Raw genomic sequence first — 14,692 nt, 5'->3', positions numbered from 1 at the left:
GCACTTCACCAGGCCGAGCATTGTGATAAAACCAAACGCCAACAGCCGTCCGTGCGGCGATACCACCGGCTATCTGGCCAATCCGAAGGAGGTCTAAAATGGGAAATGGATGGCATGAATGGCCGCTGATGATTTTCACGGTCTTCGGGCAGTGCGTCGCCGGGGGCTTTATCGTTCTCGCGCTGGCGTTGATGAAGGGCGAACTTTCGCGCGAGCGGCAGCGGCGGGTGGTAATGAGCATGTTCGGGCTGTGGGTGCTAATGGGGATCGGTTTTATTGCCTCCACCATGCACCTTGGTTCTCCAATGCGCGCGTTTAATTCGCTGAACCGCGTTGGCGCATCATCGTTAAGCAATGAAATCGCCAGCGGCGCGCTTTTCTTTGCCGTCGGCGGGATTGGCTGGCTGCTGGCGGTGGTAAACAAACTGCCGTCTGTGCTGCGCAATCTGTGGCTGGTCGTCACCATGATCCTCGGCGTCATCTTTGTCTGGATGATGATCCGCGTGTATAACACCATCGATACCGTACCCACCTGGTATACCATCTGGACGCCGCTCAACTTCTTCCTGACCGTGTTTATCGGCGGGCCGCTGTTGGGCTACCTGCTGCTGCGTGTCGCGGGTGTGGACGGTTGGGCGATGCGTTTATTGCCGGTGATTATGCTGGTGGCGTTGGTGATTAGCGTGACCGTCGCGTTGATTCAAGGCAGCGAGTTGGCGACGATCCATAGTTCGATTCAGCAGGCTTCGGCGCTGGTGCCGAATTACGGTTCCTTAATGGCATGGCGGACGGTCGCGTTAGTGCTGGCGTTGGTCTGCTGGATTGTACCGCAGCTTAAAGGTTATCAACCCGCATTGCCGCTGCTGGGGCTGGCATTTGTGCTGGTGCTGGTCGGCGAGATGGTTGGCCGCGGCGTATTCTATGGTCTACATATGACCGTCGGTATGGCTATCGCCAGTTAATAACGTGAAATCACGCCGGAAGCCTATTCCGGCGTGATGAAAAAATGCGGTTGATTGATGAAATTTTTCTACTGATATTTCCTTCCGGGTTTTCCAATAAATTAATAAAAACAATGGAATAATATAATGAATAATTCCATTGCCGCTGCGCTGGATAAAAAACTTCTATCGTTGCTCTGAAAACCGCGTCAGGCCTGAATTCTGGCGGATTGACAATGTTTACAGCAGTGGCATGATGCGCACGAAATCTGAACTTCCTCACGGTTAACACCCATGACCATCTACACTCGCCCAGTGCAAATGTTGCTCTGTGGCCTGCTTCTGTTGACGCTGGCAATCGCGGTTTTAAATACGCTTGTCCCGCTCTGGCTCGCCCATGAAAATATGCCAACCTGGCAGGTTGGGATGGTCGGCTCCTCTTATTTCACCGGTAACCTGGTGGGAACCTTATTTGCCGGTTGGGTCATTAAACGTCTGGGGTTTAATCGTAGCTATTACCTGGCGTCATTGATTTTTGCCGTCGGCTGCGTTGGCCTGGGTATTACACTCGGTTTCTGGACATGGCTGAGCTGGCGTTTTATCGCCGGCGTGGGCTGCGCGATGATCTGGGTGGTGGTGGAAAGCGCGCTGGTGTGCAGCGGTACTTCCCGCAGCCGTGGTAGGCTGCTGGCGGCGTACATGATGGTCTATTACGTCGGTACCGTGTTGGGTCAACTGATGGTAAGTAAATTACCGACCGATTTAATGAGCGTGTTGCCGTGGGTTACCGGCCTGGCGCTGGCGGCGATCCTGCCGCTGCTGTTTACGCGTATCATGAGCCAGGCCGACGAGCCGCATGAAACGGTACGTATCTGGCCGATGCTGAAGCTGCGTCAGGCTCGCCACGGTGTGAATGGCTGCATTATATCCGGTATTGTACTCGGTTCACTATACGGCCTGATGCCGCTGTGGCTGAACCATCAGGGCGTCAGCGATTCCGGTATTGGTTTCTGGATGGCGGTGATGGTCAGCGCCGGGATCCTTGGGCAGTGGCCGGTAGGGCGTTTGGCTGACCGCTATGGCCGTCTTCTGGTGTTGCGCGTTCAGGTCTTTGTGGTGATTCTGGGCTGTCTGGCGATGCTCAGCCAGGCGGCAATGGCGCCGGCGCTTTTTGTGCTCGGCGCATCCGGTTTTACTTTGTATCCGGTGGCGATGGCCTGGGCCTGCGAGAAGGTTGAACACCATCAATTGGTGGCGATGAACCAGGCGCTGCTGATGAGTTATACCATTGGCAGCCTGCTGGGACCGACCCTGACGGCAATGCTGATGCAGAACTTTTCTGATAACCTGCTGTTTATCATGATCGCCAGCGTATCGTTTATCTACCTGCTGACGCTGCTGCGCAAAGCCGGACATCACCCGACGCCGGTGGCACACGCCTGATACCCTCAGGGCATCGATGGGAGGGCCCCATCGATGCGTGCAATCGTGAGTATAACAATATGGCTACTGTATTGGGTGTAACTTAGCTGGAACGCGATATTGCTTACCATCGTATTGCAGCGTCCATGTTTTTTGCGTCGGAATATCTTTCGACCTGCACTCGTTATTTTCGTCCAGCCAGGCCGTTGAGGCGACATTCTTTTCGCTGACTTTTATGTCGCTAAAGCCATGATGTTTTGTGGCGCCCATTGCCAGCGTGCGTATGATATTCGTAAATTCCTCGGCGCAGTTGCCATCCAATTCCCCGACGCTATATTTTAGCACTATGCCGTCCAGCACTACGCGAAGCTGGCCGCGATCGAGTGTATAAAGCCATAGCGCCTCTTCACTAATGGGATTAACGCGAGAACTTCCGGTTTTCTGTATGCGCAATCCAAACGCAGTTTGCTCTGGCGCTATCTTCCAGCGCGCGGTATCAATAGCAAGATCGCTAATATAGATCGCGTCATCGTTCATACGTTCGGGAAGATGTAAACGTTGCTTAACTTCAAGAGTTGCAGTATCAAGTACCAGCAGCTCGAGATCGGCATTATGGTTATGGTCGCGCTGTTCTGGCTCCATTAGCGGAACGGCGGCCAGCGTGAGCTCGGGATGAGCAGGCCAGATGCGACAAATAGCGCTAAAAGGCGAGCCATTTTGTGTTTTGATAAATTGCTCTGCCGGTGTGATGACCCCCTGCTCAGTCGGCTGAGCATCAGGCCATACCTGTTTAATGATGGCATTGATATCACAGCTGCTGGCGGCAAAAATGCACTGCGATGCCAGTAAGAATGTTGTTGAAACTAACAGGCGTATAGTCATCTTCCGGATGTCCATTTTCAATGCTTCCATGACGAACTAAGAAAAACGTCAGCTTATTTGGGCGACGTTAATCAAGTAGAGGGGCGAGCTTTTTCGGAATAGGGTAGTGTTTGCCATCAAAGTGCAATAACCATGTCTCTTTGCCGGTTTTTTCCATATCTTCGCAATCGTTCTCTTTGGAAATGGTTCTGGTGGTATGTACGTTTTTTCCACTTACCCGGATATCGGCATAGCCACCATTGCCGGATGAGGGAACCATGACCAGAGTACGTTCAATATGATCGAATTCCCCTGCGCACATGCCATCCCATTCACCATGTGTTCTGTTAACGACAAGGCCATCAAGTACTTTATGAATCTGATTGTTATCATATGAATACAGCCACAACACCTCTTCTCTAAAAGGGGCTACTCTGGAGGGATTCCTCAGAGTAATGCGTAAACCAAAAGCGGTTTGCGTAGGCGTGATTTTCCAGCGGGCGGTATCAAGGGCAATACTATCAATACTAATCGTATCATCATTCATACGGTCGACGAGATGTAACCGCTGTTTCACCTCGAGAGTGGCGGAGTTGAGGACCAGAAGTTCAAGATCGCCAGTATGTTCGTAGTCAGTTTGTTCGTGAGACATCAGCGGAATGGCCGCCAGCGTGATCTCAGGATGAGCCGGCCAGACGCGGCAAATTGCGCTCTGAGGTGAATAACTATCGCTTTCACCGCGAATAATTATTGATTTACCTTGCGGCACGCCTTCTGGCCAGGCCTTTTTGACGATGGTATTGAGATCACACTCGCTAGCAGCAAAGACGCACTGGGCTGATAGCAGGGAAAGAGCGAAGATAAGTAAGCGCATAGATTCCTTTCTAATGCATAGTTAACTGAAAGAATAATAACGGCTGCTTAATGGCAACCGTTATTATGGTATAGAGCCGTTAGTACATCACCTTATGACCATACTGCTCAAGGATACCCTTCACCCGCTCCATGGTCTCTTTCTTCGGCGGGTGTACGCCGTCAAGCTTGTACTCTTCGCCCATCGCTACCCATTTGTGTTTACCCAGCTCATGGTAGGGCAGGAGTTCGATTTTCTCGACGTTGCCCATATCGCGGGTAAATTCACCCAGGCGATGCGCGGAATCGTCATCATCGGACCAGCCGGGAACGACAACGTAGCGGATCCATACGTTAATCCCTTTCTTTGACAGATACTGCGCGAATTCCAGCGTACGATGGTTAGAAACGCCGACCAGGTTCTGGTGGATTTCATCGTTCATCTGTTTGAGATCAAGCATCACCAGATCGGTGACCTCCAATAGCTCGTCAATCACCGGATCGTAGCGGCGCACGAATCCGTTGGTATCGAGGCAAGTATGAATTCCTTCTTTTTTACAGGCGCGGAACCAGTCGCGGACAAATTCCGCCTGCAGGATCGCTTCGCCGCCGGATGCGGTGACGCCGCCGCCGGAGGCATTCATAAAGTGGCGATAGGTCACCACTTCTTTCATCAATTCTTCAACGGTGATTTCTTTACCGCCATGGGTATCCCAGGTGTCGCGGTTATGGCAGTAAAGGCAGCGCATCAGGCAGCCCTGGAAGAAGGTAATAAAGCGGATGCCTGGGCCATCGACGGTGCCACAGGATTCAAAGGAGTGAATACGACCAATAGTTGACATTGCGGTGATATCTCCGGGTTCGGCCCTCCAGGGCCTGTGATGCACAGCTCAAACCGGCTGTGTTAAGTCTGTTTTGACAGGTACCCAAAGTATAGATAACTGGCAAAGCAGGCTGGGGCAGGGAATCACTTGTTAAAAAGGCCCCACTGATGTGGGGCCTTTATTGTACGCTTTTTCAGTCAGACAGGGAATTACATGGTCTGAGTGAAGGTACGAGTAATAACGTCCTGCTGCTGTTCTTTAGTCAGGGAGTTAAAACGTACCGCGTAGCCAGATACGCGGATGGTCAGCTGCGGATATTTTTCCGGGTTTTCCATCGCGTCGAGCAGCATTTCGCGGTTCATGACGTTCACGTTCAGATGTTGACCACCTTCGATGGACGCTTCGTGGTGGAAATAACCATCCATCAGACCGGCCAGGTTAGTCTTACGAACTTCGTCATCTTTACCCAGCGCGTTCGGTACGATAGAGAAGGTGTAAGAGATACCATCTTTAGCGTAAGCAAACGGCAGTTTAGCAACGGAAGTCAGAGAGGCAACAGCACCTTTCTGGTCACGGCCGTGCATCGGGTTAGCACCAGGTCCGAACGGCGCGCCAGCGCGACGACCGTCTGGGGTGTTACCGGTTTTCTTACCATACACGACGTTAGAGGTGATGGTCAGAACAGACTGAGTCGGGATAGCGTTGCGGTAGGTATGCAGTTTCTGAATTTTCTTCATGAAACGTTCAACCAGGTCAACGGCCATGTCATCGACGCGAGCATCGTTGTTACCAAACTGCGGGTATTCGCCTTCGATTTCGAAGTCGATAGCCAGACCGTCTTCGTCACGAATCGGTTTAACTTTCGCATATTTGATAGCAGACAGGGAGTCAGCAGCAACGGACAGACCTGCGATACCACACGCCATGGTGCGGATAACGTCACGGTCGTGCAGCGCCATCAGAGAGGCTTCGTAGCTGTACTTGTCATGCATGTAATGAATGATGTTCAGCGCGGTGACGTACTGTTTAGCCAGCCAGTCCATGAAGTGGTCCATGCGCTCCATGACTTCGTCATAGTTCAGCACGTCGCCTTTGATCGGCTCAGATTTCGGACCAACCTGCATTTTCAGTTTTTCATCAACGCCGCCGTTGATGGCATACAGCATGGTTTTCGCGAGGTTAGCGCGAGCGCCGAAGAACTGCATTTGCTTACCAACAACCATCGGGCTTACGCAGCATGCGATAGCGTAGTCGTCGTTGTTGAAGTCCGGACGCATCAGGTCATCGTTCTCGTACTGCAGAGAAGAGGTATCGATGGATACTTTAGCGGCGAATTTCTTGAAGCTCAGCGGCAGTTTTTCAGACCACAGGATGGTGATGTTCGGCTCCGGAGACGGCCCCATGGTGTACAGGGTGTTCAGGAAGCGGAAGCTGTTTTTGGTTACCAGAGTACGGCCGTCAACGCCCATACCACCGATAGATTCAGTTGCCCAAATTGGGTCGCCGGAGAACAGCTCATCATATTCCGGGGTACGCAGGAAGCGAACCATACGCAGTTTCATGACCAGGTGGTCAACCATTTCCTGCGCGTCTTGCTCGGTGATTTTACCCGCCTGCAGGTCACGTTCGATGTAGATATCCAGGAAGCTGGAAGTACGACCGAAGGACATTGCCGCGCCGTTCTGAGATTTAACGGCGGCCAGGTAACCGAAGTAGGTCCACTGGATAGCTTCCTGAGCGGTAGTCGCCGGACCAGAGATATCGCAGCCGTATTTCGCTGCCATTTCTTTGATCTGACCCAGAGCGCGATGCTGTTCAGCAATTTCTTCACGCAGACGGATGGTTGCTTCCAGATCTTCGCCGCTTTCCAGTTTCTCTTGCAGAGACTGGAACTGAGCGTATTTGTCTTTCATCAGGAAGTCGATACCGTACAGCGCAACGCGACGGTAGTCACCGATGATACGGCCACGGCCGTAAGCATCCGGCAGACCGGTCAGGACGCCGGATTTACGGCAGTTCAGGATGTCTTTGGTGTAAACATCAAATACGCCCTGGTTGTGAGTCTTACGGTACTCGGTGAAGATTTTTTTCAGCATCGGGTCCAGTTCGCGATTGTACGCTTTGCAGGAACCTTCAACCATTTTGATACCGCCGAACGGGATAATCGCACGTTTCAGCGGAGCTTCAGTTTGCAGACCAACGATTTTCTCGAGCGCTTTCTCGATGTAGCCCGCGTCGTGAGAAGTGATGGTGGATGCGAGGGAAGTGTCGAAATCAACAGGCGCGTGAGTGCGGTTTTCCTGTTTAACGCCTTCCATTACGCTGTCCCACAGCTTGGTGGTCGCATCAGTTGCGCCAGCCAGGAAGGATTCGTCACCTTCATATGGGGTGTAGTTTTTCTGGATAAAGTCACGTACGTTGACTTCGTTCTGCCAGTCACCTTTCGCAAAACCTTCCCAGGCTGTGGCTAACTTTTCATTAAGCTCGGACATGTAACACCTACCTTCTTAAGTGGATTTTTTATTTACTGCCTGAGACAACCATTAGTGATGATCGTCGCCACGCAGGTAAATGACCCAGTACGTCAACCCAACCAACAAACCACCGCCGATGATGTTTCCGATAGTGACTGGAATCAGGTTATCAGTGATAAAGTTCATAACGGTTAAGTGAGAAAAACTCTCCGGAGTTGAACCGATAGCGGTCCAGAATTCCGGGCTCGCAAAGTTGCGAATTACGATACCCATCGGGATCATAAACATATTCGCGATGCTGTGTTCAAAGCCGCTGGCGACAAACATCGCAACCGGCAACACCATGATCATCGCTTTGTCCATCAGGCTGCGGCCGGAGTAGCTCATCCAGACGGCCAGACATACCATTAGGTTAGCCAGGATACCCAGGCAGACGGCTTCAATAAACGTGTGGTGCATTTTGTGGTCTGCAGTTTGCAGAACATTTAAGCCCCAGCCGCCGTTGGCAGTCATATATTCGCCGGATAACCACATTAACAGTACAAACAGCAGCGCGCCGATCAGGTTTCCAACATAGACGTTAAGCCAGTTTTTTGCCAGCTGACCCCAGGTAATACGTCCGCTGGCTTTCGCCACGACGATCAGTACGGTCGAGGTGAAAAGGTCAGCACCGCAGATGACGCAAAGAATCAGACCTAGTGAGAAGCATACCCCGCCGATAAGTTTGGCAATCCCGAAAGGCATTGCGGCAGTACCGGTGGTCGCCGTGATATAAAACACAAAAGCGATGGAGATGAAGACACCTGCGGTAATCGCCAGATAAAACGTCTTCAGCGGATGTTTCGTCGCTTTATAGACACCTGCTTCTTCGGCGACTTTCGCCATCGCGGCAGGGAGTAAAAGATCAAAAGGGTTGTCAGCTTTCACACTAACTCTCTCTTTATATAAGTTGGCGGTGTGATACTAACAAAGCATTATAGAAGGGAATTTGATGTAGATCATATCCTACCGGAGTCATAGGCCCATTTTGCGTGTGGAATTAGCTTGTTATTGACTTATCTTTTTGATTTTAAAAGAAAAACTAAATTTTAATATTTGCAAATAATGTTGAAAATTTCCATGGGTGACCATTGATTACGGTTAATTAAAATGGAGTATTTTTATTAAAATTAACAATCTAAATATCACCAAAGTTTGATTTTTACGTATATTTAACTTTGATCCTACAAAATGGCGTGGTTTTGCCACAAATCATAAGAAAACGGAGCCGCTGGCGGCTCCGTACATTATTTTTTTACCCCTAAAGGATTATTTGGCCCAGAAGGCCGCTTTGGCACGCTGTAGCTTTTCGTAGGCTTTCAGTAAAGACTGATGCGCCGGGAAAGCGCGCAGATCGTTATCGACCGCCTGAAGGCCATAGAACGGCGCTTCGCCGCTCAGAGCGGCGCTCGCGGCTTCCACCGCATCTGCGCCATACATACGGATGAAGGCATTCAGATACTGCAGGGGCTGGCGTTCTTCTTCCTGACTAAGCAGCAGCAGCGTTTGCAGGCAGCGATAATAGTTGGCGCGCTCAGGGCTGAAGATGGAGGCATTGAATTCCATGGTCCACTCCGTCCAAATCAGCGCCTGATCCAGATCGCCGCCGGCCAACGCCAGCATTGCTTTCAGTTCGCCGATGCGCAGGGTATACCAGCCGTTGTCTTTGCCGGTTGCCAGGCCTAACAGCTCGCGTACGCGTGTGAAATCATCAAGGCCTTCATCGTCCATCTGTTCAATGAGCGCCAGATAATCTTCTTTTTCCCACTCGCTACCCGGTAGGGAGAGAATGGTGCTACGCAGGTGCGCGCCCATGCTGTTATTGGCGAGCCACAGGTCTTCCGCTGGATAAATATCTGACATCCCCGGAACGATGATCCGGCAGGCGTAGACGCTTAGATGTTCGTAGTCGGCGATATAGACTTCTTTATCTTCAGCTTTGAAGATAGCCATCAGGGTGGCGAACTCTTCTTCAGTTGTGCCGGAGAAATTCCAGTCCACGAACGGATAGTCGGCATCCTGTTTAAACATATCCCAGGAGATCAGGCCGCTGGAATCAATGAAGTGAGTTTCCAGGTTGGCATGCTCGGCAACTTCTTCGTCATCAAAGGTCGGCGGGGTAAAGACGTCGAGGTCTTTCAGGCTGCGGCCCTGTAGTAGTTCGGTAACGGTACGCTCCAGCGCCACGCCGAAATCCGGATGGGCGCCGAAAGAGGCGAAGCAGGTACCGTTAGCCGGGTTAAACAGAACCACGCAGATAACCGGGTATTTACCACCAAGGGAGCCATCGTAGGCGAAGATCGGAAAACCTTCGGCTTCGAGTTTGGCGATAGATTCAACGACGCCCGGATAGCGCGCCATTACTTCAGCTGGGATCTCCGGCAGGCTGATGCTTTCTGCGATGATGCGGTTTTTAATATGACGCTCAAAGACTTCAGACAAGCCCTGCACGCGCGCTTCATTTGCGGTATTACCGGCTGACATGCCGTTGGAGACGTACAAGTTGCCGACGATGTTCATCGGAATATAGACGGTTTCGCCGTCTGATTGACGGGTAAACGGCAGGCCGCAAACGCCGCGCTCGTCGTTACCGGATTGCAGATCCACGAGCATGCTGGCGGTCAACTGATCGTCCGGATCGTAAAAGGCGCGCAGGCGGGCATCCAGCAGGCCTTCTGGTACTTCATCGTCCTCGGTCAGTGGAAACCACTTTTCGTTCGGATAATGAACGAATGGACCATTGGCGATGGTATCGCCTAACCAGAAATCCGCGAAGAAGTAGTTGGTAGACAGACGTTCGAAATATTCGCCCAGCGCGGAAGCCAGCGCCGCCTTTTTAGTTGCGCCTTTACCATTGGTAAAGCACAGCGCGCACTCTTTATCGCGAATGTGAACGGACCACACGTGTGGTACCGGGTTCAGCCACGAGGCCTCTTCGATATCAAATCCGAGGTCGAGCAGTTTCTGCTGGAAGCGAGCGATGGAATCTTCCAGGGCGGCATCTTTGCCGGGGATAAATGTCTGGGTCATAGCAATTCGTTTATTGTTGGCAGGATGGGCAATGATACGGGTTTTACCGGTAAGTGGCTATGTCGTTAGCCGCGGCAATGGATAAAAAGAGAAGAGCGGTAAATGGCATGCGGAGAAACTCCACATGCCATAGCAAGTTACAGGATAGGCGTACAAATGCTAACGATCATCGCGGCGCCGGCAAGACTGGTACCGACGATGCCTGCCGCCATCACTGCGAAGCCTGCACCCAGCGTAAAGGGCCCGGTAATCGCGCCGATGACAATTGTCGGGATGCTGACCAGCAAACCAATTGCCGCCGGAATGGATAACAGGCCAAAGCCGCCGCTCACATCAGACATTTCGTTATAGGTTAATTCACGCATAAATATTCCTTTAAAGTGATTAATACCAGTCTTCATCGGCTGGTTTAAAAATTTTAATGATCGGGGAATGCGGCGGTAAATGACCATGCTCTCGCGGAAACATAATTCATGAAGAATTAAGATAATATTCAAGTATTAAATGAGTTGACGGATTGCGCTATGGCGAGATCGTTACCTGTGAATGTAGTGGATAACTATTTATGCCGTGGATCCAAATCCGGAATGGGTGACGGAACGCAGGCTAAAAGCGATTCTCTTGCAGCAATTATGTCGGTTTAATGACGTCAAGCTGGTTGATTCTTTTGTGTGACGATGGCCTCGTTTATGGGCCGCTTAGTTTTACTCGTTGCGGTGTGTGTCACTGAATGATAAAACCGATAGCCACAGGAATAACTTATGCCCGCGACGGTTCGCGTGCAGACAATATAGCAACGTGGTGAGGGGAAATGGCTCAGGTCTATAACTTTAGTTCGGGCCCGGCAATGCTGCCGGCAGAAGTTCTCAAACTGGCGCAACAGGAGCTGTGCGACTGGCACGGTCTGGGGACGTCGGTAATGGAAATCAGCCACCGTGGTAAGGAGTTTATCCAGGTGGCTGAAACGGCAGAACAGGATTTCCGCGATCTGCTCAATATCCCTTCCAACTATAAAGTGTTGTTCTGTCATGGTGGCGGTCGCGGTCAGTTTGCCGGGATCCCGTTAAATCTGCTGGGTGATAAAACGACAGCAGATTATGTGGACGCCGGTTACTGGGCGGCAAGTGCGGTGAAAGAAGCGCAAAAATACTGCACGCCTAACGTTATCGATGCGAAAACCACCGTTGATGGCCTGCGGGCCGTTAAGCCGATGAGCGAATGGCAGTTGACGCCGGGCGCAGCCTATCTGCACTTCTGCCCAAATGAAACCATCGATGGTATCGCTATCCACGAAACGCCGAATTTTAACGAAGATGTCGTCGTCACCGCGGATTACTCCTCCAGTATTCTGTCCCATGAAATCGACGTCAGCCGCTATGGCGTGATTTACGCTGGCGCGCAGAAGAATATCGGCCCGGCAGGGTTGACGCTGGTTATCGTGCGTGAAGACCTGCTGGGTAAAGCCAGCATCGCCTGCCCATCGATTCTTGATTACACCGTGCTGAACGCCAATGATTCAATGTTCAACACGCCGCCGACCTTCGCCTGGTATCTGGCGGGGCTGGTATTCAAATGGCTGAAAGAGCAGGGCGGCGTGGCCGCGATGGATAAAATTAACCGTCAAAAAGCGGATCTGCTGTATGGCGTGATTGATAACAGCGATTTTTATCGTAACGATGTAGCCGCTGCCAACCGCTCGCGGATGAACGTGCCGTTCCAGCTGGCGGATAGCGCGCTGGATAAACTGTTCCTCGAAGAGTCTTTTGCGGCCGGTTTGCATGCGCTGAAGGGCCATCGCGTGGTAGGCGGTATGCGTGCTTCTATTTACAATGCGATGCCGCTGGCCGGCGTCAAGGCGCTCACCGACTTCATGCAGGACTTCGAACGTCGCCGCGGCTAATTGCTGAGCGCTTATTTTCATCCCCGCGGCTGGTCTGCGGGGTTTTTATTCTGTTTTTTGAGAGTTGAGTTCCATGGAATCCCTGACGTTACAACCCATTGCGCGCGTTGATGGCACCGTAAACCTGCCCGGGTCAAAAAGTGTTTCTAACCGCGCTTTGCTGCTGGCGGCATTAGCCCACGGCACCACCGTGCTGACCAATTTGCTGGACAGCGATGATGTTCGCCATATGCTTAATGCGCTTAACGCCCTGGGAGTTCACTACACCCTGTCCGCCGACCGCACTCGTTGTGAAGTCACCGGCCACGGCGGCCCGTTACAGGCCAGCGGCGCGCTGGAATTGTTCCTCGGGAATGCCGGTACGGCGATGCGCCCGCTGGCGGCGGCGTTGTGTCTCGGCCACAACGATATTGTGCTGACCGGCGAACCGCGGATGAAAGAGCGGCCGATAGGCCACCTGGTCGATGCGTTACGCCAGGGGGGCGCGCAGATTGAGTATCTGGAGCAGGAAAACTATCCGCCCCTGCGCCTGCGCGGTGGTTTCAACGGCGGCCAGGTAGAAGTCGATGGCAGCGTCTCCAGCCAGTTCCTTACCGCTTTACTGATGACTGCGCCGCTGGCGCCGCAGGACACGACGATTGCGATTAAAGGCGAGCTGGTATCTAAACCTTATATCGATATCACGCTGCACCTGATGAAAACCTTCGGCGTTGACGTTGAAAACCACAACTATCAGCGCTTTGTCGTGCGCGGCGGGCAACAGTATCAGTCGCCGGGTGATTACCTGGTGGAGGGCGATGCCTCTTCAGCCTCTTATTTCCTCGCTGCCGGCGCTATCAAGGGCGGGACGGTAAAAGTGACCGGTATTGGTCGCAATAGCGTACAAGGCGACATTCGCTTTGCCGACGTGCTGGAAAAAATGGGCGCGACGGTTGTCTGGGGAGACGATTTTATCGCCTGTACCCGCGGTGAGTTGAATGCCGTTGATATGGATATGAACCATATTCCGGATGCGGCCATGACCATTGCTACCGCGGCGTTGTTTGCGAAAGGCACCACGGTGCTGCGCAATATTTATAACTGGCGGGTGAAAGAGACCGACCGCCTGTTCGCGATGGCAACTGAACTGCGTAAAGTCGGCGCCGAAGTGGAAGAGGGCGAAGACTATATTCGCATTACGCCGCCTGCGACGCTGAAATTCGCTGAAATCGGCACCTACAACGATCACCGCATGGCGATGTGTTTCTCGCTGGTGGCATTGTCGGCGACGCCGGTCACTATCCTTGACCCAAAATGCACGGCGAAAACGTTCCCGGACTATTTCGAGCAGCTGGCGCGAATTAGTACCCTGGCGTAAATTCTGTCTCGTCCGATAAGGTAAAGCTTTGTCATCTTGCGGGCTGGTATTCTGCCAGCCCGCTATAATTGCGCAATTCTTCTACATTTAATTTCAACTATTCCGTAATTTGCACGCAAGGCTCACTTTCTGGCGCATTGATGCGTATAATGCGCGGCGTTTATATTCATGCGCCTTGCTAAAGGAGAAAAAGATGACGGCAAATGTTCCGGTAATCACCATTGATGGACCTGGCGGTGCGGGTAAGGGCACGTTGTGCAAGGCAATGGCGGAAGCGCTTGGCTGGCATCTGCTTGATTCCGGCGCCATCTATCGCGTTTTGGCGCTGGCGGCCTTACATCATCACGTTGACGTCGAGTCAGAAGAGGCGCTGGTTCCGCTGGCAGCCCATCTCGATGTTCGTTTTATTTCTACGGATGGCAATCTGGAAGTGGTGCTGGAAGGTGAGGATGTCAGTGCGGAGATCCGTACCCAGGAAGTGGCCAATACCGCCTCAAAAGTCGCTGCCTTCCCGCGGGTGCGCGAAGCGCTGCTGCGCCGTCAACGCGCCTTTCGCGAACTGCCTGGCCTGATTGCCGACGGCCGCGATATGGGCACCGTCGTTTTCCCCGATGCGCCGGTTAAAATTTTCCTCGATGCGTCGGCGGAAGAACGTGCGCAGCGCCGCCTGCTACAGTTGCAGGAAAAGGGTTTTAGTGTTAACTTTGAACGTCTTTTGTCCGAGATAAAAGAGCGTGACGATCGCGACCGTAATCGCGCCGTGGCGCCGCTTATCCCGGCCGCTGATGCTTTAGTTCTTGATTCCACCGAACTAAGCATTGAGCAAGTAATTGAAAAAGCGCTACAATATGCGCGCGAAAAACTGGCTGTCGCTTAGCCGTTAACCGGTAAAGCGTTGCGAGCCTCCGAATTATAGCAGTACCCCCGCAGCAACGGAGTGTTAGCGGGTATGTTAAACAACCCCATCCGGCACGGAGCCAGGTGGACGTTAA

General features: G+C 52.3%; 12 protein-coding genes and 1 pseudogene. 6 read left to right on the top strand and 7 right to left on the bottom strand.

The features are described 5' to 3' along the window. From PGQ95_RS23100 to PGQ95_RS23090, 3 genes and pseudogenes are all read left to right on the top strand, one after another. Positions 1 to 97, top strand: a pseudogene (locus tag PGQ95_RS23100) (dimethyl sulfoxide reductase subunit B); the annotation flags it as partial. A 1-nt stretch (position 98) separates the two neighbouring features. Beyond that, positions 99 to 962, top strand: coding sequence for a dimethyl sulfoxide reductase anchor subunit family protein (locus PGQ95_RS23095; RefSeq protein WP_430919448.1), 864 nt, complete (start codon positions 99 to 101; stop codon positions 960 to 962). 273 nt (positions 963 to 1,235) lie between these two features. After that, positions 1,236 to 2,384 carry an MFS transporter gene (locus PGQ95_RS23090; RefSeq protein WP_045389472.1) on the top strand — a complete coding sequence of 383 codons (1,149 nt, stop codon included), beginning with the start codon at positions 1,236 to 1,238 and terminating at the stop codon, positions 2,382 to 2,384. Between the two features lie 63 nt (positions 2,385 to 2,447). On the opposite strand, the gene PGQ95_RS23085 is transcribed toward PGQ95_RS23090, so the two are convergent. The 7 genes from PGQ95_RS23085 to PGQ95_RS23055 form a co-directional block, all read right to left on the bottom strand. Further along, positions 2,448 to 3,245, bottom strand: coding sequence for a hypothetical protein (locus PGQ95_RS23085; protein WP_228306440.1), 798 nt, complete (start codon positions 3,243 to 3,245; stop codon positions 2,448 to 2,450). 67 nt (positions 3,246 to 3,312) lie between these two features. Continuing rightward, positions 3,313 to 4,098: a hypothetical protein gene (locus tag PGQ95_RS23080; RefSeq protein WP_430919446.1), complete on the bottom strand. Its 786-nt coding sequence runs from the start codon at positions 4,096 to 4,098 to the stop codon at positions 3,313 to 3,315. Between the two features lie 79 nt (positions 4,099 to 4,177). After that, positions 4,178 to 4,918, bottom strand: a complete 741-nt coding sequence (gene pflA / locus PGQ95_RS23075) for a pyruvate formate lyase 1-activating protein (protein WP_015367479.1) — start codon at positions 4,916 to 4,918, stop codon at positions 4,178 to 4,180. 191 nt (positions 4,919 to 5,109) lie between these two features. Continuing rightward, a complete protein-coding gene (gene pflB / locus PGQ95_RS23070) occupies positions 5,110 to 7,392 on the bottom strand; it encodes a formate C-acetyltransferase (RefSeq protein ID WP_047045583.1) in 2,283 nt (760 codons plus the stop codon). A gap of 51 nt (positions 7,393 to 7,443) precedes the next feature. Further along, positions 7,444 to 8,301 carry a formate transporter FocA gene (gene focA, locus PGQ95_RS23065; protein ID WP_015367477.1) on the bottom strand — a complete coding sequence of 286 codons (858 nt, stop codon included), beginning with the start codon at positions 8,299 to 8,301 and terminating at the stop codon, positions 7,444 to 7,446. Positions 8,302 to 8,682: 381 nt separating this feature from the next. Beyond that, positions 8,683 to 10,443, bottom strand: a complete 1,761-nt coding sequence (gene ycaO, locus PGQ95_RS23060) for a 30S ribosomal protein S12 methylthiotransferase accessory factor YcaO (protein ID WP_087858152.1) — start codon at positions 10,441 to 10,443, stop codon at positions 8,683 to 8,685. Between the two features lie 137 nt (positions 10,444 to 10,580). After that, positions 10,581 to 10,808 (bottom strand): hypothetical protein, encoded by a 228-nt coding sequence (locus PGQ95_RS23055; protein WP_015367475.1) that lies wholly within the window; start codon positions 10,806 to 10,808, stop codon positions 10,581 to 10,583. A gap of 446 nt (positions 10,809 to 11,254) precedes the next feature. Between PGQ95_RS23055 and serC the strand changes: the two genes are divergently transcribed. From serC to cmk, 3 genes are all read left to right on the top strand, one after another. Next, positions 11,255 to 12,343: a 3-phosphoserine/phosphohydroxythreonine transaminase gene (gene serC, locus PGQ95_RS23050; protein WP_087858151.1), complete on the top strand. Its 1,089-nt coding sequence runs from the start codon at positions 11,255 to 11,257 to the stop codon at positions 12,341 to 12,343. Between the two features lie 73 nt (positions 12,344 to 12,416). Continuing rightward, entirely contained in the window at positions 12,417 to 13,700 is a 1,284-nt protein-coding gene (gene aroA / locus PGQ95_RS23045; protein ID WP_113374289.1) for a 3-phosphoshikimate 1-carboxyvinyltransferase, read from the top strand. Between the two features lie 193 nt (positions 13,701 to 13,893). After that, the gene (gene cmk / locus PGQ95_RS23040; RefSeq protein ID WP_045375636.1) at positions 13,894 to 14,577 is read left to right on the top strand and encodes a (d)CMP kinase; all 684 of its coding nucleotides are present in this window, start codon (positions 13,894 to 13,896) and stop codon (positions 14,575 to 14,577) included. Positions 14,578 to 14,692 lie beyond the last annotated feature (115 nt).

The organism is Klebsiella sp. 141240 (assembly GCF_050600805.1).
In the GTDB taxonomy this organism is placed as follows: domain Bacteria; phylum Pseudomonadota; class Gammaproteobacteria; order Enterobacterales; family Enterobacteriaceae; genus Klebsiella; species Klebsiella aerogenes.
Note: the sequence above shows the minus strand (reverse complement) of the source record. Positions and strands in the feature narration are given on the sequence as shown.